16 protein-coding genes and 1 riboswitch are annotated in these 15,189 nt (G+C 47.4%); of the genes, 15 read left to right on the top strand and 1 reads right to left on the bottom strand.

All coding sequences use genetic code 11. From position 1 onward, the window contains the following. Positions 1-17: 17 nt before the first annotated feature. From BXO87_RS12075 to BXO87_RS12115, 8 genes are all read left to right on the top strand, one after another. Positions 18-602, top strand: coding sequence for a TetR/AcrR family transcriptional regulator (locus BXO87_RS12075; protein ID WP_007408119.1), 585 nt, complete (start codon positions 18-20; stop codon positions 600-602). 13 nt (positions 603-615) lie between these two features. Further along, positions 616-1,395, top strand: a complete 780-nt coding sequence (locus BXO87_RS12080) for an enoyl-CoA hydratase (RefSeq protein ID WP_015417952.1) — start codon at positions 616-618, stop codon at positions 1,393-1,395. A 13-nt stretch (positions 1,396-1,408) separates the two neighbouring features. Next, positions 1,409-2,182, top strand: a complete 774-nt coding sequence (locus BXO87_RS12085) for an electron transfer flavoprotein subunit beta/FixA family protein (RefSeq protein WP_038459413.1) — start codon at positions 1,409-1,411, stop codon at positions 2,180-2,182. Positions 2,183-2,213: 31 nt separating this feature from the next. Then, a complete protein-coding gene (locus BXO87_RS12090) occupies positions 2,214-3,191 on the top strand; it encodes an electron transfer flavoprotein subunit alpha/FixB family protein (protein WP_007612948.1) in 978 nt (325 codons plus the stop codon). A 212-nt stretch (positions 3,192-3,403) separates the two neighbouring features. Then, a complete protein-coding gene (locus BXO87_RS12095) occupies positions 3,404-4,894 on the top strand; it encodes an alpha-N-arabinofuranosidase (RefSeq protein WP_038459412.1) in 1,491 nt (496 codons plus the stop codon). Positions 4,895-5,047: 153 nt separating this feature from the next. Beyond that, positions 5,048-5,362: a thioredoxin gene (gene trxA / locus BXO87_RS12100; protein ID WP_003152560.1), complete on the top strand. Its 315-nt coding sequence runs from the start codon at positions 5,048-5,050 to the stop codon at positions 5,360-5,362. 142 nt (positions 5,363-5,504) lie between these two features. Next, a complete protein-coding gene (gene uvrC / locus BXO87_RS12105; protein WP_038459410.1) occupies positions 5,505-7,277 on the top strand; it encodes an excinuclease ABC subunit UvrC in 1,773 nt (590 codons plus the stop codon). A 61-nt stretch (positions 7,278-7,338) separates the two neighbouring features. Further along, a riboswitch (Lysine riboswitch) is annotated at positions 7,339-7,518 on the top strand. Between the two features lie 125 nt (positions 7,519-7,643). Then, complete coding sequence (locus tag BXO87_RS12115; protein ID WP_038459408.1) at positions 7,644-8,873, top strand: aspartate kinase; 1,230 nt, start codon at positions 7,644-7,646, stop codon at positions 8,871-8,873. A 46-nt stretch (positions 8,874-8,919) separates the two neighbouring features. Here the strand turns inward: BXO87_RS12115 and BXO87_RS12120 are convergent, their stop codons facing one another. Next, the gene (locus BXO87_RS12120) at positions 8,920-9,366 is read right to left on the bottom strand and encodes a YslB family protein (protein WP_007612940.1); all 447 of its coding nucleotides are present in this window, start codon (positions 9,364-9,366) and stop codon (positions 8,920-8,922) included. A 296-nt stretch (positions 9,367-9,662) separates the two neighbouring features. Here BXO87_RS12120 and sdhC point away from each other — a divergent pair, with 296 nt between their 5' ends. The 7 genes from sdhC to racE all read left to right on the top strand — a co-directional run bounded on the left by sdhC (position 9,663) and on the right by racE (position 15,121). Then, on the top strand, positions 9,663-10,271 hold the full coding sequence (sdhC, locus tag BXO87_RS12125) for a succinate dehydrogenase cytochrome B558 (protein ID WP_038459406.1): 609 nt from the start codon (positions 9,663-9,665) through the stop codon (positions 10,269-10,271). 33 nt (positions 10,272-10,304) lie between these two features. Next, entirely contained in the window at positions 10,305-12,065 is a 1,761-nt protein-coding gene (gene sdhA / locus BXO87_RS12130) for a succinate dehydrogenase flavoprotein subunit (RefSeq protein ID WP_003152573.1), read from the top strand. A gap of 2 nt (positions 12,066-12,067) precedes the next feature. Next, a complete protein-coding gene (gene sdhB / locus BXO87_RS12135; RefSeq protein WP_003152575.1) occupies positions 12,068-12,826 on the top strand; it encodes a succinate dehydrogenase iron-sulfur subunit in 759 nt (252 codons plus the stop codon). Between the two features lie 59 nt (positions 12,827-12,885). Next, a complete protein-coding gene (locus BXO87_RS12140) occupies positions 12,886-13,323 on the top strand; it encodes an acyl-CoA thioesterase (RefSeq protein ID WP_003152577.1) in 438 nt (145 codons plus the stop codon). Positions 13,324-13,443: 120 nt separating this feature from the next. After that, positions 13,444-13,668, top strand: coding sequence for a spore germination transcription factor GerE (gerE, locus tag BXO87_RS12145; RefSeq protein WP_003152579.1), 225 nt, complete (start codon positions 13,444-13,446; stop codon positions 13,666-13,668). Between the two features lie 186 nt (positions 13,669-13,854). Beyond that, positions 13,855-14,295 (top strand): MarR family winged helix-turn-helix transcriptional regulator, encoded by a 441-nt coding sequence (locus BXO87_RS12150; protein ID WP_003152580.1) that lies wholly within the window; start codon positions 13,855-13,857, stop codon positions 14,293-14,295. A 7-nt stretch (positions 14,296-14,302) separates the two neighbouring features. Then, positions 14,303-15,121, top strand: a complete 819-nt coding sequence (gene racE, locus BXO87_RS12155) for a glutamate racemase (protein ID WP_012118125.1) — start codon at positions 14,303-14,305, stop codon at positions 15,119-15,121. The last annotated feature ends 68 nt before the right edge of the window (positions 15,122-15,189 follow it).

Genomic DNA, 15,189 nt, shown 5'->3' on the forward strand with positions numbered 1-15,189 from the left:
AGGAAGGAACGATGACATTGAACCAAAAACGGCCAAAGTATATGCAGATTATTGATGCAGCAGTAGAAGTCATAGCGGAAAACGGCTATCACCAATCACAGGTATCCAAAATCGCCAAGCAGGCCGGCGTTGCGGACGGCACCATCTATTTATATTTCAAAAACAAAGAGGATATACTCATTTCTCTTTTTAAAGAAAAGATGGGCCAGTTCATTGAACGCATGGAAGAAGAAGTGAAAGAAAAAACGACGGCAAAAGAAAAACTCGCTCTCGTTATTAAGCAGCATTTCACACTGCTCGGCAATGACCGCCACCTCGCGATTGTGACCCAGCTTGAGCTCAGACAGTCGAATATCAAGCTGCGCCTGAAAATCAATGATATTTTAAAAGGTTATTTAAACATGCTGGACACCATTTTGACCGAAGGAATCAAGTCGGGGGAATGGAAAGACAATCTCGACGTCCGCCTCGCCCGGCAGATGATATTCGGGACGATAGATGAAACAGTGACAACATGGGTGATGAACGATCAGAAATATGATCTTCCGGATTTGTCAGACAAGGTATTGGAGCTGTTGGTGTCAGGAATTCATCAAAACTAAAGGGGGTTGACGGATGAACAGCCTTTCGATGGCGGTAGAACAATCTGTTGCGGTGATCACCATTAATCATCAGCCGGCCAACGCGCTGTCCGGTGCGGTTTTAGATGAGTTGTCCGGTCTGTTCGACAGGTGTGAAACGGATGACAGCGTCAGAAGCATCATCATTCGCGGTGAGGGAAAATTTTTCTCGGCGGGCGCCGATATAAAGGAATTTACGTCGCTTGAAAATCTTGAGCAATCTTCTGCCATGGCGGATAAAGGCCAGCAGCTGATGGAAAGAATTGAAGGGTTTCCGAAGCCCGTTATCGCAGCGATTCACGGCGCTGCGCTCGGCGGCGGTCTTGAGCTAGCCATGGCCTGCCATATCAGAATCGCTACATTGGATGCAAAGCTTGGCCTGCCCGAGCTGAATCTCGGCATTATTCCGGGCTTTGCCGGGACGCAGCGGCTTCCCCGGTACGTCGGTACGGCGAAAGCGCTTGAAATGATCGGCACTTCAGAACCTGTGACCGGAGAAGAAGCGCTCAGCCTCGGCCTTGTGACGATAGGCGCCGAACATGAGGAAGAGCTGCTGAAAAAGGCGAAAACGCTCGCGGGCAAGTTTGCGGAAAAAAGCCCGCAGTCGATGGCTTATCTGCTTGAGCTCCTTTATTCAAACAAGATCTATTCTTATGACGGGGGCTTAAAGCTTGAAGCAAAGCGCTTTGGGGAAGCATTTGCATCAGATGACGCAAAAGAAGGCATTCAGGCATTTCTCGAAAAAAGAAAGCCTCAATTCGGTGGGCGAAGATAAAGGGGATAAGATTATGAATCTATTTGTACTGATGAAACGGACGTTTGACACAGAAGAGAAAATCGTCATTGAAGCAGGAAAGATTCAGGAGGACGGGGCCGAATTTATCATCAATCCGTATGATGAATACGCCATTGAAGAAGCCATACAGCTGAAGGAAGAGCACGGCGGAACCGTTACCGCCGTAACCGTCGGCGGAGAAGATGCGGAGAAAGAACTGAGAACCGCCCTTGCGATGGGCTGTGACCAGGCGGTGTTAATCAATATTGAAGATGATCTGAGCGATCCTGACCAATACTCCATTTCAACTATCTTATATCATTATTTTAAGGACCGGGAATATGATCTGATTCTCGGCGGAAATGTCGCGATTGACGGCGGTTCAGGCCAAGTGGCTCCAAGGCTTGCCGAACTGCTGAACATTCCTTGCGTCACAACGATCACAAAACTGACAATCAGCGGCGATGAAGCTGTGGCAGAGAAAGACAATGAAGGGGATACCGAAATCATTAAAACCTCACTTCCTTTAGTCATCACGGCACAGCAAGGCTTAAACGAGCCGCGCTATCCGTCGCTTCCGGGCATTATGAAGGCGAAGAAAAAACCGCTGGAAGAACTTGAGCTTGATGATCTCGACATTGATGAAGATGAAGCCGCACCGAAGCTCAAAACGATCGAACGTTTTCTGCCGCCGCAAAAAGAAGCGGGCAGACTGATCGAAGGAGAAGCCGCTGATCAGGCGAAAGAGCTTGTGTCACTGCTGAGAAAAGAAGCCAAAGTCGTATAAACCGATATTAAAGAAACTGGGGGATGTCAGAATGGGAAAAAAAGTGATCGTACTCGGAGAAATTCGTGACGGCGCCTTACGGAACGTCACCTTTGAAGCCATAGCCGCAGGCAAAACCATTTCCGGCGGAGGAGATGTCATCGGCGTGCTGATGGGAAAAGGCGCGGCTGATGCAGCACCGGAACTCATTCAGTACGGCGCCGACAAAGTATTTACGGCCGATGCGCCGGGGCTTACTCAGTATACGGCGGACGGATATGCCGCGGTTCTCGGGGATCTGATCGAAAATGAAAAGCCTGATGCGGTCATTTTCGGCCATACTTCTATGGGAAAAGATTTGTCACCTAAGCTTGCGGCCCGGTTTGAAACGGGGCTGATCTCAGACAGCACGGATGTAAGCGTTACCGGAGACAACATCGTTTTTACAAGACCGATTTATTCGGGCAAAGCCTTTGAACAGGTGATTTCAACCGATCCGTTCATTTTGGCGACAATCCGTCCGAACAACATTCAGGCATTAGAAAAAGACGCGAGCCGCACGGGTGATATTGAAGAGCTTGCGGCACCTCCGGCAGATTTGCGGACGGTCATTGAAGAAGTAGTCAAAAAAACGGCGGACGGCGTGGATTTATCAGAAGCGAAAATTATCGTAGCAGGCGGCCGCGGTGTAAAAAGCAAAGATGGATTTGAACCGTTAAAAGAACTTGCCGAGGTGCTCGGAGCAGCGGTGGGCGCTTCACGCGGCGCGTGTGACGCGGACTATTGCGATTATTCCCTTCAAATCGGCCAGACGGGAAAAGTCGTCACGCCGGATTTGTATATCGCCTGCGGAATTTCCGGAGCGATTCAGCACTTGGCGGGCATGTCAAACAGTAAGGTCATCGTTGCCATTAACAAAGACCCGGAAGCGGAAATATTTAAAATAGCGGACTACGGAATTGTCGGCGATTTGTTCGAAGTGGTTCCGCTTCTGACCCAGGAATTTAAAAATGCCAATATTCATTCATAATCAAAACCCTCTGGCTTATTTGTCAGAGGGTTTTGGTTTGTGTTAATTGGTTCGGACAAATTACAGATTAATAAAACAATAGATTGACATGTACGAACCAATGTAATAAGCTTTTGTAAAGCGCTTACAAACTTATCCATTCAGCACACATCCCAGATACATAGATCGTCTCTAGTGCTTTCATTCTTATTAAGGGGAAGGAATGATCAAGTTTGTCTCACAATACGGCAGTCATTCAAACTGATATCACACGGGGAACCATTAATAAAAACATATACGGACATTTCGCGGAACATCTGGGAAGAGGCATATATGAGGGCATCTGGGTCGGAAAAGATTCCGATATTCCGAATACCGGCGGGATCAGGACGGATGTCGCCGACGCCCTCAAACAGCTTCAGATTCCCGTCCTCAGATGGCCGGGCGGCTGTTTTGCAGATGAATACCATTGGGCAAACGGCGTAGGGAAACGCAAAACCATGCTGAATACCCATTGGGGCGGGACGATTGATTCCAATGAATTCGGCACGCACGAGTTTATGATGCTTTGTGAACTGCTCGGCTGCGAACCGTACATCGCCGGAAACGTCGGCAGCGGAACGGTTAAAGAAATGGCTGATTGGATTGAATACATGACGTTTGAAGCGGGCACGCCGATGTCCGACTGGAGAAAAGAAAACGGGCGGGAAAAACCGTGGAAGCTGAAATATTTCGGAATAGGAAATGAGAACTGGGGCTGCGGCGGAAACATGCATCCTGAGTATTATTCCGACCTTTACAGAAACTTTCAAACCTATGTCCGCAATTACAGCGGTAATGAAATCTATAAAATTGCCGGCGGCGCGAATGTCGACGATTACCGCTGGACTGAAACTCTAATGAAAAAAGCCGCTGATCTCATGGACGGGCTGAGCCTTCATTATTACACAATACCGGGCGACTTCTGGAAGGGGAAAGGATCAGCGACGGAGTTTACGGAAGATGAATGGTTCATCACGATGAAAAAAGCAGCGCATATGGATGAATTGATCACAAGGCACAGTGCCATCATGGATCAGTACGATCCCGAAAAAAGAGTCGGGCTGATCATTGATGAATGGGGCACGTGGCTTGATCCTGAGCCGGGCACGAATCCGGGCTTTCTGTATCAGCAGAATACGATCCGTGACGCCCTTGTCGCAGCCACGCATTTTCACATTTTTCATCAGCACGCAGACCGCGTACAGATGGCCAATATCGCGCAAACCGTCAACGTGCTTCAGGCAATGATCCTGACAAAAGGGAAAGAAATGCTGTTGACGCCGACGTATCATGTGTTTGATATGTTTAAGGTGCATCAGGACGCTTCTTTTTTGGCGACAGAAACAAAAGCAGCCGGGTACGAATGGAATGACGGCCGGCTCCCGCAAGTCAGCATTTCAGCGTCCAAACAGCAAAACGGAGACATACATATCAGCATTTGCAATATCGATCATCTGCACAAAGCTGATGTGAAGATTGAACTGCGGGGCATGAAAAAGACAGGGAAGCCTTCGGGAACGATTCTGCACGCGGAAAAAATGAATGCCCATAATACATTCAGCAGTCCGGAAAACGTCAAACCGAAGCCTTTTTCCGGGTTTGCTCAAAAGGGCGGAAAACTTGAGGCGGAGCTTCCTCCGATGGCGGTTGTATTAATCACGCTGCCTGCGGGCCCATCTTAAGTTATGAACGCCCGCCGCCCGGTTATAATACACTGTATAAAAAAGATTATTTCCGGCGGGTTCGGGAGAAAATAATATAAGCATTAAATTAGCATGAACGAATGGGAGATGCTATACTAAAAATCATCATTTGACAATTGGAGGAATAACAAAATGGCTATCGTAAAAGCAACTGATCAATCGTTCTCAGCTGAAACAAGTGAAGGTGTCGTATTGGCTGATTTCTGGGCTCCTTGGTGCGGACCTTGTAAAATGATCGCGCCCGTTCTTGAAGAGCTTGATCAAGAAATGGGAGACAAACTGAAAATCGTTAAAATCGACGTGGATGAAAACCAAGAAACTGCCGGTAAATACGGCGTCATGAGCATCCCGACACTTCTCGTATTGAAAGACGGAGAAGTCGTTGAAACATCTGTCGGTTTCAAACCGAAAGAAGCTCTTGAAGAGCTTGTAAACAAACATCTGTAAGCCGAAAGCTTCCGTTACGGCAGGGCGATTCCTTTGAAAGGGAATCGCCTTTTTTGATCTTCCAAAAGCTGAGAATGGAGAAAAACAAATGTTCGTGATACACTGAATGGACACGAGAAATGAATGTAAGGAAGGGTAACGTATGAATAAACAACTGAAAGAAAAACTGACCCTCCTTCCCGATCAGCCGGGCTGTTATTTAATGAAAGACCGTCAAAAAACAGTCATCTACGTGGGGAAAGCGAAAGTCTTGAAAAACAGGGTGCGCTCTTATTTCACCGGTTCTCATGACGCAAAAACCCAACGGCTTGTGACGGAGATTGAGGACTTTGAATATATCGTGACTTCCTCCAATCTTGAAGCGCTTATTTTGGAAATGAATCTGATTAAAAAATACGATCCGAAATACAATGTCATGCTGAAAGATGATAAAACCTATCCCTTTATTAAAATCACCCATGAACGCCATCCGCGGCTGATTGTCACCCGGAATGTCAAAAAAGACAAAGGACGCTATTTCGGCCCGTATCCGAATGTGCAGGCGGCGCGGGAAACGAAAAAACTGCTGGACCGCCTTTACCCGCTCAGGAAATGTTCAAAGCTTCCGGACCGCGTCTGTCTCTATTATCATCTCGGACAATGCCTCGCCCCATGTGTAAAGGATATATCTGAGGAGACAAACCGCGAGATTGTTGAAGACATCACCCGTTTTTTAAAGGGAGGGCATAACGAAATCAAAAAAGAGCTCGAAGCGAAAATGGCAGAAGCGGCGGAAAAGCTTGAATTTGAACGGGCTAAAGAATTCCGCGACCAGCTTGCTCACATCGAATCGACGATGGAGAAGCAAAAAATGACCATGAATGACCTTCTGGACCGCGATGTGTTTGCATATGCCTACGATAAAGGCTGGATGTGCGTCCAAGTCTTTTTCATTCGCCAAGGAAAACTGATCGAACGCGACGTCAGCATGTTTCCGATGTATCAGGAAGCGGATGAAGAATTTCTGACCTTCATCGGCCAGTTCTATTCTAAAAACAATCACTTTCTGCCTAAGGAAATTCTGGTGCCTGAGAGCGTTGACAGGGACATGATCAGCGAGCTGTTTGAAACCGCCGTGCATCAGCCGAAAAAAGGCCCGAAAAAAGAGCTGCTTTTGCTTGCGCACAAAAATGCGAAAATCGCCCTGCGGGAAAAATTCTCGTTAATCGAGCGGGATGAGGAACGGTCAATCGGTGCAGCCGAACGGCTCGGCGAAGCGCTGAATATTTACACGCCGCATCGGATTGAAGCGTTTGACAACTCCAATATTCAAGGCGCAAACCCCGTATCGGCCATGATTGTCTTTATTGACGGAAAACCGAATAAAAAGGAATACCGCAAATATAAAATTAAAACCGTAACAGGGCCGGATGATTACGGTTCAATGAGGGAAGTCGTCAGAAGAAGGTACACGAGGGTGCTCCGCGAAAACCTTCCGCTGCCGGATTTAATCATCATTGACGGCGGAAAAGGGCAGATTAACGCGGCGCGCGACGTGCTCGAGAATGAGCTCGGCCTTGATGTACCGGTAGCGGGATTGGCGAAAGATGATAAACACCGAACATCCAACCTTTTGATCGGCGACCCGCTTGAACCGGTGTTTCTGGAGCGGAACAGCCAAGAGTTTTACCTGCTTCAGCGTATTCAGGACGAAGTTCACCGTTTTGCGATCAGCTTTCACAGACAGATCCGGGGAAAAAGCGTCTTTCAATCCGTTCTGGATGATATCCCCGGAATCGGCGAAAAACGCAAAAAAATGCTCTTAAAACATTTCGGATCTGTCAAAAAGATGAAGGAAGCAAGCCTTGACGATATCAAAAAAGCGGGTGTGCCGGCCGCGGCGGCCCAGCTGCTGTTTGAAAAATTAAAAAAATAGTATTGTGCTTTTCTGAAAAATCTGCTAGAATGTGAACTAATTTCATAAGATCGTGTTATATGGTGAAGATAGAGGTGCGAACTTCAATAGTAAGCCTTTGGAGAATGATGGATTCTGCGAAAAAGGCTGAAAGGGGAGCGTCGCCGAAGTGTATCACATCCCATCGGTGTGATTTGCTGGCCTTGCATTAAATAAATGTAAGGCTGTCAAGAATTCATTTTCTTGGAGGGCTATCTCGTTGTTCATAATCAATCGTAATGATATGAAAAAGCAATGAGAGCTATTCCTCTCATTGCTTTTTTTATTGTGGACAAAACGCTCTTTTCTCCTCACCCGCACGAACCAAAATGTAAAGGGTGGTCTAGTATGGGTCTTATCGTACAAAAATTCGGAGGCACTTCCGTCGGCTCTGCCGAAAAAATTCAAAATGCCGCAAATCGCGCCATTGCTGAAAAGCAAAAAGGCCATGATGTCGTAGTCGTCGTTTCGGCAATGGGAAAATCAACCGACGCGCTCGTTAACCTCGCGGCTGAAATCACATCTGAACCAAGCAGACGCGAGATGGATATGCTTTTGTCTACGGGAGAGCAGGTCACGATTTCGCTTTTGGCCATGGCGCTTCAGGAAAAAGGATATGACGCCGTCTCTTATACGGGCTGGCAGGCGGGTGTCCGCACGGAAGCCGTTCACGGTAATGCGAGAATTACGGATATTGATATCACGGCGATTCGTTCGCAGCTTGCAGAAGGCAAAATTACAGTCGTTGCCGGTTTTCAGGGCGTAACGGAAGACGGAGGCATCACGACGCTCGGACGGGGCGGTTCCGATACGACGGCGGTCGCTCTTGCAGCAGCGCTGGAAGCGGATAAATGCGACATTTATACAGATGTTCAGGGCGTATTTACGACAGATCCGCGGTATGTCCGGTCAGCGAGAAAACTGGCGGGAATTTCTTATGATGAAATGCTGGAGCTTGCAAATCTAGGAGCGGGTGTTCTTCACCCGCGGGCGGTTGAGTTCGCGAAAAACTACCAAGTGCCTTTGGAAGTGCGGTCAAGCACAGAACATGAAGCTGGAACATTAATTGAGGAGGAATCATCAATGGAGCAGAATTTAATCGTCAGAGGAATTGCATTTGAAGACCAGATCACGAGGGTGTCCGTTACAGGCCTTGCAAGCGGATTGACAACACTTTCAACAATCTTCACCGCGCTGGCAAAACGAAACATCAACGTTGACATTATTATTCAGACACAGTCGGACGATGGGGAAGCGGATATTTCTTTCTCGGTGAAAACGGAAGATGCCGCGCAAACGGTCGCCGTGCTTGAAGAATATAAAAACGCGCTTGACTATGAAAAAATTGAAACCGAAAGAAAACTGGCGAAAGTCTCTATTGTCGGGTCGGGCATGGTTTCAAATCCCGGCGTCGCCGCGGACATGTTTGCCGTACTGGCGGAAAAAAATGTACAAGTCAAAATGGTGAGCACATCTGAAATAAAAGTATCAGCGGTTGTCAGCGAAAATGATATGGTGAAAGCGGTCGAAGCGCTTCATGATGCGTTTGAGCTTTCTAAACAGCCGTCTGCCGTGTAAACGGGCAGGCAAAAAGGCGGGACTTGGAGTCACCGCCTTTTTTCAATTATACAGGGTCCTTCATATCCCATTTTACGGTCAGGACGACTTTATCCGCTCTCTTTTTTACCTGTTCATAAGATTCTGCAATCTGATCGTTCATCAATTGAATCTGTTCGGCTATAAAACCGGCTTCAAGCTGAAAACAAGGCTCTTTCTGATGTTTGAGCCTGCTGGATACGAGCGGTCCTTCCAGTTCGAATTCCAGTTCTTGTTTTTTTGATCCTGCGTTTGTCAAAGTTCCCCAGCCGGCTTTTTCAAAAAAGGCGGGGATTTCTTCCCACGATTGAAGAGGAAATTTGCGGGCGAGGCGTTTTCCCGCCCAATACATCATGGATGAATGCTCCGGGCCGAGGATATCCGGAAGCACGATTTCCCGGATTAATTCGTAGCCGTATGCGCTGACGTCGAGTTCAGTTAAAGGTTCTAAAGCTGCTTCATAATTATTCTTCATATTATGTATTCCCCTCTCTCCTTCGTTTATTATAGCTTAAACATGGGGGAGGATTACAGGATGATCCTATAAAACACGCGAAAAAATGTGAGAAAGATATCGCAGGAAAATAAAATTTTCCCTCCAGATAATCAATTCCGAAAATTATAATTTATGTACACGTTTTCTTGACGCCCTTTTGAGGGAGGAGTAAAATGAAATTGTCAATAAATTTTAATAAAGTGCTTACAATTGAAACGAAGTGGGGGCAGAGATTTTAGTACATTTCGCACTTAAATCAAACAGGGGGTAAAGTAATGTCTGGGAACAGAGAGTTTTATTTTCGAAGATTGCATTCCTTGCTCGGTGTTATTCCGGTCGGCATCTTTTTGATCCAGCATTTAGTCGTCAACCAATTTGCCGCAAGGGGAGCGGATGCGTTTAACAAGGCGGCCGGCTTTATGGACAGTCTGCCGTTCAGGTATGCGTTAGAAATTTTTATTATTTTCTTACCTTTAATTTATCATGCGGTTTACGGTGTGTACATAGCATTTACTGCGAAAAACAACGCTGGCCACTACAGTTATTTCAGAAACTGGATGTTTGTGCTTCAGCGTGTCACTGGTATTCTCACCCTTATTTTCGTCAGCTGGCATGTATGGCAGACGCGGGTTGCCGCGCAGATGGGCGCTGAAGTCAACTTCGATATGATGGCGAATATTCTGAGCTCGCCGTTTATGCTCGGTTTTTACATTGTAGGCGTTTTATCGGTCATTTTCCACTTTTCAAACGGCTTATGGTCTTTTGCGGTCACATGGGGGATCACGGTCACGCCGCGTTCACAAAGAATTTCGACTTACGTGACGCTGATTATATTTTTAGCGCTTTCATACGTAGGTTTAAAAGCGATTTTTGCGTTTGTGTAAGAGAACTAGATTACTAGAGGGAGAGGGGCTATCATGAGTCAATCAAGCATTATCGTAGTCGGCGGGGGTCTTGCCGGCCTCATGGCGACAATTAAAGCAGCGGAATCAGGCACGGCCGTTAAATTGTTTTCCATCGTTCCGGTCAAACGCTCTCACTCGGTCTGCGCGCAGGGCGGGATAAACGGAGCTGTCAACACAAAAGGGGAAGGAGACTCTCCGTTTGAGCATTTTGATGACACGGTATACGGAGGCGACTTTTTGGCAAACCAGCCTCCTGTAAAAGCGATGTGTGAAGCGGCGCCGTCCATTATCCACTTATTGGACCGCATGGGGGTTATGTTTAACAGAACGCCGGAAGGGCTCTTGGACTTCCGCCGTTTCGGGGGGACACAGCATCACAGAACCGCATACGCGGGAGCGACGACGGGTCAGCAGCTTCTTTACGCACTGGACGAGCAGGTGCGCAGATATGAAGTGGCAGGTCTCGTCACAAAATACGAAGGCTGGGAATTCCTCGGCGCCGTTCTTGACGATGAGCGCACGTGCCGCGGTATCGTAGCCCAAAATCTGACCAATATGCAAATCGAGTCATTCCGTTCTGACGCCGTTATTATGGCGACGGGAGGACCCGGAATCGTATTCGGAAAATCAACAAACAGCATGATCAACACGGGATCTGCCGCATCAATCGTTTATCAGCAGGGCGCTTATTATGCAAACGGCGAATTTATCCAAATTCACCCGACAGCAATCCCGGGGGACGATAAACTGCGTCTGATGAGTGAATCGGCGCGCGGCGAGGGCGGAAGAGTCTGGACGTACAAAGACGGAAAACCTTGGTACTTCCTTGAGGAAAAATATCCGGCTTACGGAAACCTCGTGCCGCGGGATATTGCGACACGTGAAATCTTTGACGTGTGCGTGAATCAGAAACTCGGCATCAACGGTGAAAACATGGTGTATCTCGATCTGTCGCACAAAGATCCGAAAGAGCTTGACGTTAAGCTTGGCGGCATTATCGAAATCTATGAAAAATTCATGGGCGATGACCCGCGCAAGCTTCCGATGAAAATTTTCCCTGCCGTTCACTATTCAATGGGCGGACTGTGGGTTGATTATGATCAGATGACAAGCATCCGCGGACTGTTCGCAGCGGGTGAATGTGATTATTCAATGCACGGAGGAAACCGTTTAGGGGCGAACTCTCTGCTTTCCGCAATCTACGGAGGAATGGTGGCCGGACCGAATGCGGTGAAATATGTTTCCGGACTTGAAACATCAGCGGAAGACCTGTCTTCTTCATTATTTGATTCCTATGTGAAAAAAGAAGAAGAAAAATGGGCCGATATCATGAAAATGGACGGCGACGAAAATGCTTACGTGCTTCACCGTGAGCTCGGAGAATGGATGACGGCCAACGTCACGGTGGTCCGCCACAACGACAAGCTTTTGAAAACGGATGACAAAATCCAAGAGCTGATGGAACGCTTTAAGAAAATCAATATCAACGATACGACAAAATGGAGCAACCAAGGGGCGATGTTCACCCGCCAGTTCTCCAATATGCTTCAGCTTGCCAGAGTCATCACGCTCGGCGCATATAACCGAAATGAAAGCCGGGGAGCGCACTATAAACCGGATTTCCCTGAAAGAAATGACGATGAGTGGCTCAAAACGACGATGGCTAAACATGCCGGTCCGTTTGAAGCTCCGGAATTTGAATATCAGGATGTCGATGTATCACTGATTGCGCCCCGTAAACGCGACTACTCGAAGAAGAAGGTGGCGAAATAATCATGAGTGAGAAAAAGATACGGTTTATCATTACACGTCAGGATACGCCCGAAAGCGCGCCATACGATGAAGAATTCGAAATTAATTACCGCCCGAATCTGAACGTGATTTCCGCCCTGATGGAAATCCGCAGAAATCCCGTGAATGCAAAAGGAGAGAAAACCACTCCGGTCGCATGGGACATGAACTGTCTTGAAGAAGTATGCGGCGCCTGCTCCATGGTCATCAACGGAAGACCGCGCCAGTCATGTACGGCGCTGATTGATAAGCTGGAACAGCCGATCCGTCTGAAGCCGATGAAAACATTCCCGGTTGTCCGTGACCTTCAGGTTGACCGCAGCAGAATGTTTGATTCACTGAAAAAAGTGAAAGCATGGGTGCCGATTGACGGAACTTACGATTTGGGACCGGGGCCGAGAATGCCGGAAAAACGCCGCCAGTGGGCATATGAATTGTCTAAATGCATGACATGCGGCGTCTGCCTCGAAGCCTGCCCGAACGTCAACAGCAAGTCGAAATTCATGGGGCCTGCCCCGATGTCGCAAGTGCGTCTGTTTAACGCCCATCCGACGGGCGCGATGAACAAAGCAGAACGTTTAGAAGCGTTAATGACAGACGGCGGCCTCGGAGATTGCGGGAATTCACAAAACTGTGTTCAATCGTGCCCGAAAGGCATTCCGCTTACGACTTCAATCGCTGCTTTGAACAGAGATACCAATTTACAAGCATTCCGTAATTTCTTCGGAAGCGACAGAGTATAAGAAAGAGAAAAAGAGCCTCTTCCGCACGGGAGAGGTTTTTTTATAAGGAGCTGAAGGTGATGAAACAACCGCAATATATTGATATCCCGTTTGAAGAATGGAGACAGTCGTTTTCTTTCTTTACTGAAGTATCGGTTCGTTTTTCAGAAACGGATATGTTCGGCCATATGAATAATGTAACCCCTTTCATCTATTTTGAAGAAGCACGGATCGCTTATTTTAAACAGCGAGGCATGACGGCGCAAAACTCGGAAACGATGACGGTCGTCGCAAGCCAGCAGTGTGACTATATGCGTCAGGTGATGCCGTATGAAAATCTGCGGATTTATGTGAAAGCAAGCGCTGCCGGAAATGCGTCCGTCACCCTTCATTACCTTGGAGAAAATGAGTCGGGCCTCCCGTGCTTTACAGGTTCCGTCGTTATGGTTCAAGTGTCGAAGAAAAGCGGCAAAGCGGTCAGCTGGACGGAGCGGGAGAAAGGCATTCTGCTCGCCTGAACGGATAACTATTTCTCTAAGAGACGTCACCTCCGAAGCGCCCTTTACATATGATATCTTGACTATATAAACCCATTCGTTTCAGATTCGCTCTCACCTTAGCAAGGAGGGTTACAATACTTGAAGGAGAAAGATTTTCAATCAAAGCCGCTGCTGACCAAAAGAGAAAGAGAAGTATTCGAATTGCTCGTTCAAGACAAGACAACAAAGGAAATTGCAAGCGAGCTATTTATCAGTGAAAAAACTGTACGGAATCACATTTCAAATGCCATGCAGAAGTTAGGTGTGAAAGGGCGTTCGCAAGCTGTTGTCGAGCTTCTTAGAATGGGTGAGCTAGAGCTCTGATTCTTGCCGGTTTTCCTTCTTTTTGAGAAGGAGCCGGTTATTTGCGTTGGTGCCCGGGCTGATGGGCATGCGGTGAAAATCCCGGTTTTTCCTTTTTCTCCGTCAGTCTTGCATTTTCTTAAAAAAAGAAGGAAAATAGACACGGAGCGCATAGCCCAGAAAGATCCTTGAGTGAGGGATGGACAAATGACATCAAAATCTGTAGAGCATGTTGCGGATATCGAAAAATCACTCCGCCATATCGCTGCGATCATTAAACAAAAAGGAAGAGAAATCCTTAACCAATATGCAATTACACCGCCGCAATTCGTGGGGCTTCAATGGCTTTATGAATTGGGGGATATGACAATAGGCGAATTATCAGGCAAAATGTATTTGGCTTGCAGCACGACGACGGATCTGATAGACCGCATGGAAAAAAATAAGCTTGTCGAGCGGGTCAAAGACCCGGCTGACAGACGGGTCGTCAGAATTCATCTTCTCGCTGAAGGAGAGCGCATTATCCAAGAAGTGATTTTGAAAAGACAGGCTTATTTGCGGGATATGTTTGCGACATTTTCCGAAGAAGAAACAGCCGCTTTCGAAAAATCATTATTGAAACTGCAGCATGAAATGAAAAGAAAATGAGGCGATTTTGTTGGAACAGCCGATAGGAGTCATTGATTCCGGGGTTGGCGGGTTAACCGTTGCTAAGGAAATCATGAGACAGCTACCGAAGGAAAATATCATCTATGTGGGAGATACAAAACGCTGCCCGTACGGCCCGCGTCCTGAAGAAGAAGTTCTTCAATACACGTGGGAAATGACCGATTACCTGCTGGAAAACCACCATATCAAAATGCTCGTGATCGCCTGTAATACGGCCACGGCCATTGCCTTGGAGGATATTCAGCGCAAAACGGATATTCCGGTTGTCGGCGTCATTCAGCCGGGTGCGAGAACGGCGATAAAGGTCACGAAAAACCAACATATCGGCGTCATCGGCACGGTCAATACCATTAAAAGCAGAGCATATGAGCAGGCGCTGCTCGGGTTAAACGCAGAACTTCAAGTTGAGAACACGGCTTGTCCGCTGCTCGTGCCGTTTGTGGAAAGCGGACGGTTTCTTCAGGAATCAGCGGAGGAAGCGGTTGAAGCATCGCTTGAACCTTTAAAAGGTACATCAATTGACACCTTGATTTTAGGATGTACGCATTATCCGATTTTAAAAGACCCGATTCAGAATTATATGGGAGAGCATGTGAAAATCATTTCCTCCGGAGACGAGACGGCGAGAGAAGTGAGCACCATCTTGTCTTATAAAGGTTTGTTAAACCAATCGAAACATGCACCGGAGCATCAATTTCTTACAACGGGAGAGCGGAACGGCTTCGCAAAAATTGCCGAAGACTGGTTCGGCCACGAAATCGGCCATGTCGAGTGCATCTCCCTTCAAGAGCCGGTCAGAAAATAAATCAAAAAACCCGCTGTTTACAGCGGGTTTTTTTGCGCTTCCCGGTCTATTTCCCGGACAGGGCTCGT

Source organism: Bacillus sp. GZB (assembly GCF_001975995.1).
GTDB lineage: Bacteria > Bacillota > Bacilli > Bacillales > Bacillaceae > Bacillus > Bacillus velezensis.

Excerpts from the sequence above, each read along its gene's own strand:
- uvrC (WP_038459410.1), top strand. The coding sequence starts at position 5,505 with ATGAATAAACAACTGAAAGAAAAACTGACCCTCCTTCCCGATCAGCCG.
- sdhA (WP_003152573.1), top strand. The coding sequence starts at position 10,305 with ATGAGTCAATCAAGCATTATCGTAGTCGGCGGGGGTCTTGCCGGCCTC.
- BXO87_RS12115 (WP_038459408.1), top strand. The coding sequence starts at position 7,644 with ATGGGTCTTATCGTACAAAAATTCGGAGGCACTTCCGTCGGCTCTGCC.
- BXO87_RS12090 (WP_007612948.1), top strand. The coding sequence starts at position 2,214 with ATGGGAAAAAAAGTGATCGTACTCGGAGAAATTCGTGACGGCGCCTTA.
- BXO87_RS12120 (WP_007612940.1), bottom strand. The coding sequence starts at position 9,366 with ATGAAGAATAATTATGAAGCAGCTTTAGAACCTTTAACTGAACTCGAC.
- BXO87_RS12085 (WP_038459413.1), top strand. The coding sequence starts at position 1,409 with ATGAATCTATTTGTACTGATGAAACGGACGTTTGACACAGAAGAGAAA.
- BXO87_RS12150 (WP_003152580.1), top strand. The coding sequence starts at position 13,855 with ATGACATCAAAATCTGTAGAGCATGTTGCGGATATCGAAAAATCACTC.
- BXO87_RS12140 (WP_003152577.1), top strand. The coding sequence starts at position 12,886 with ATGAAACAACCGCAATATATTGATATCCCGTTTGAAGAATGGAGACAG.
- trxA (WP_003152560.1), top strand. The coding sequence starts at position 5,048 with ATGGCTATCGTAAAAGCAACTGATCAATCGTTCTCAGCTGAAACAAGT.
- BXO87_RS12080 (WP_015417952.1), top strand. The coding sequence starts at position 616 with ATGAACAGCCTTTCGATGGCGGTAGAACAATCTGTTGCGGTGATCACC.
- sdhC (WP_038459406.1), top strand. The coding sequence starts at position 9,663 with ATGTCTGGGAACAGAGAGTTTTATTTTCGAAGATTGCATTCCTTGCTC.
- sdhB (WP_003152575.1), top strand. The coding sequence starts at position 12,068 with ATGAGTGAGAAAAAGATACGGTTTATCATTACACGTCAGGATACGCCC.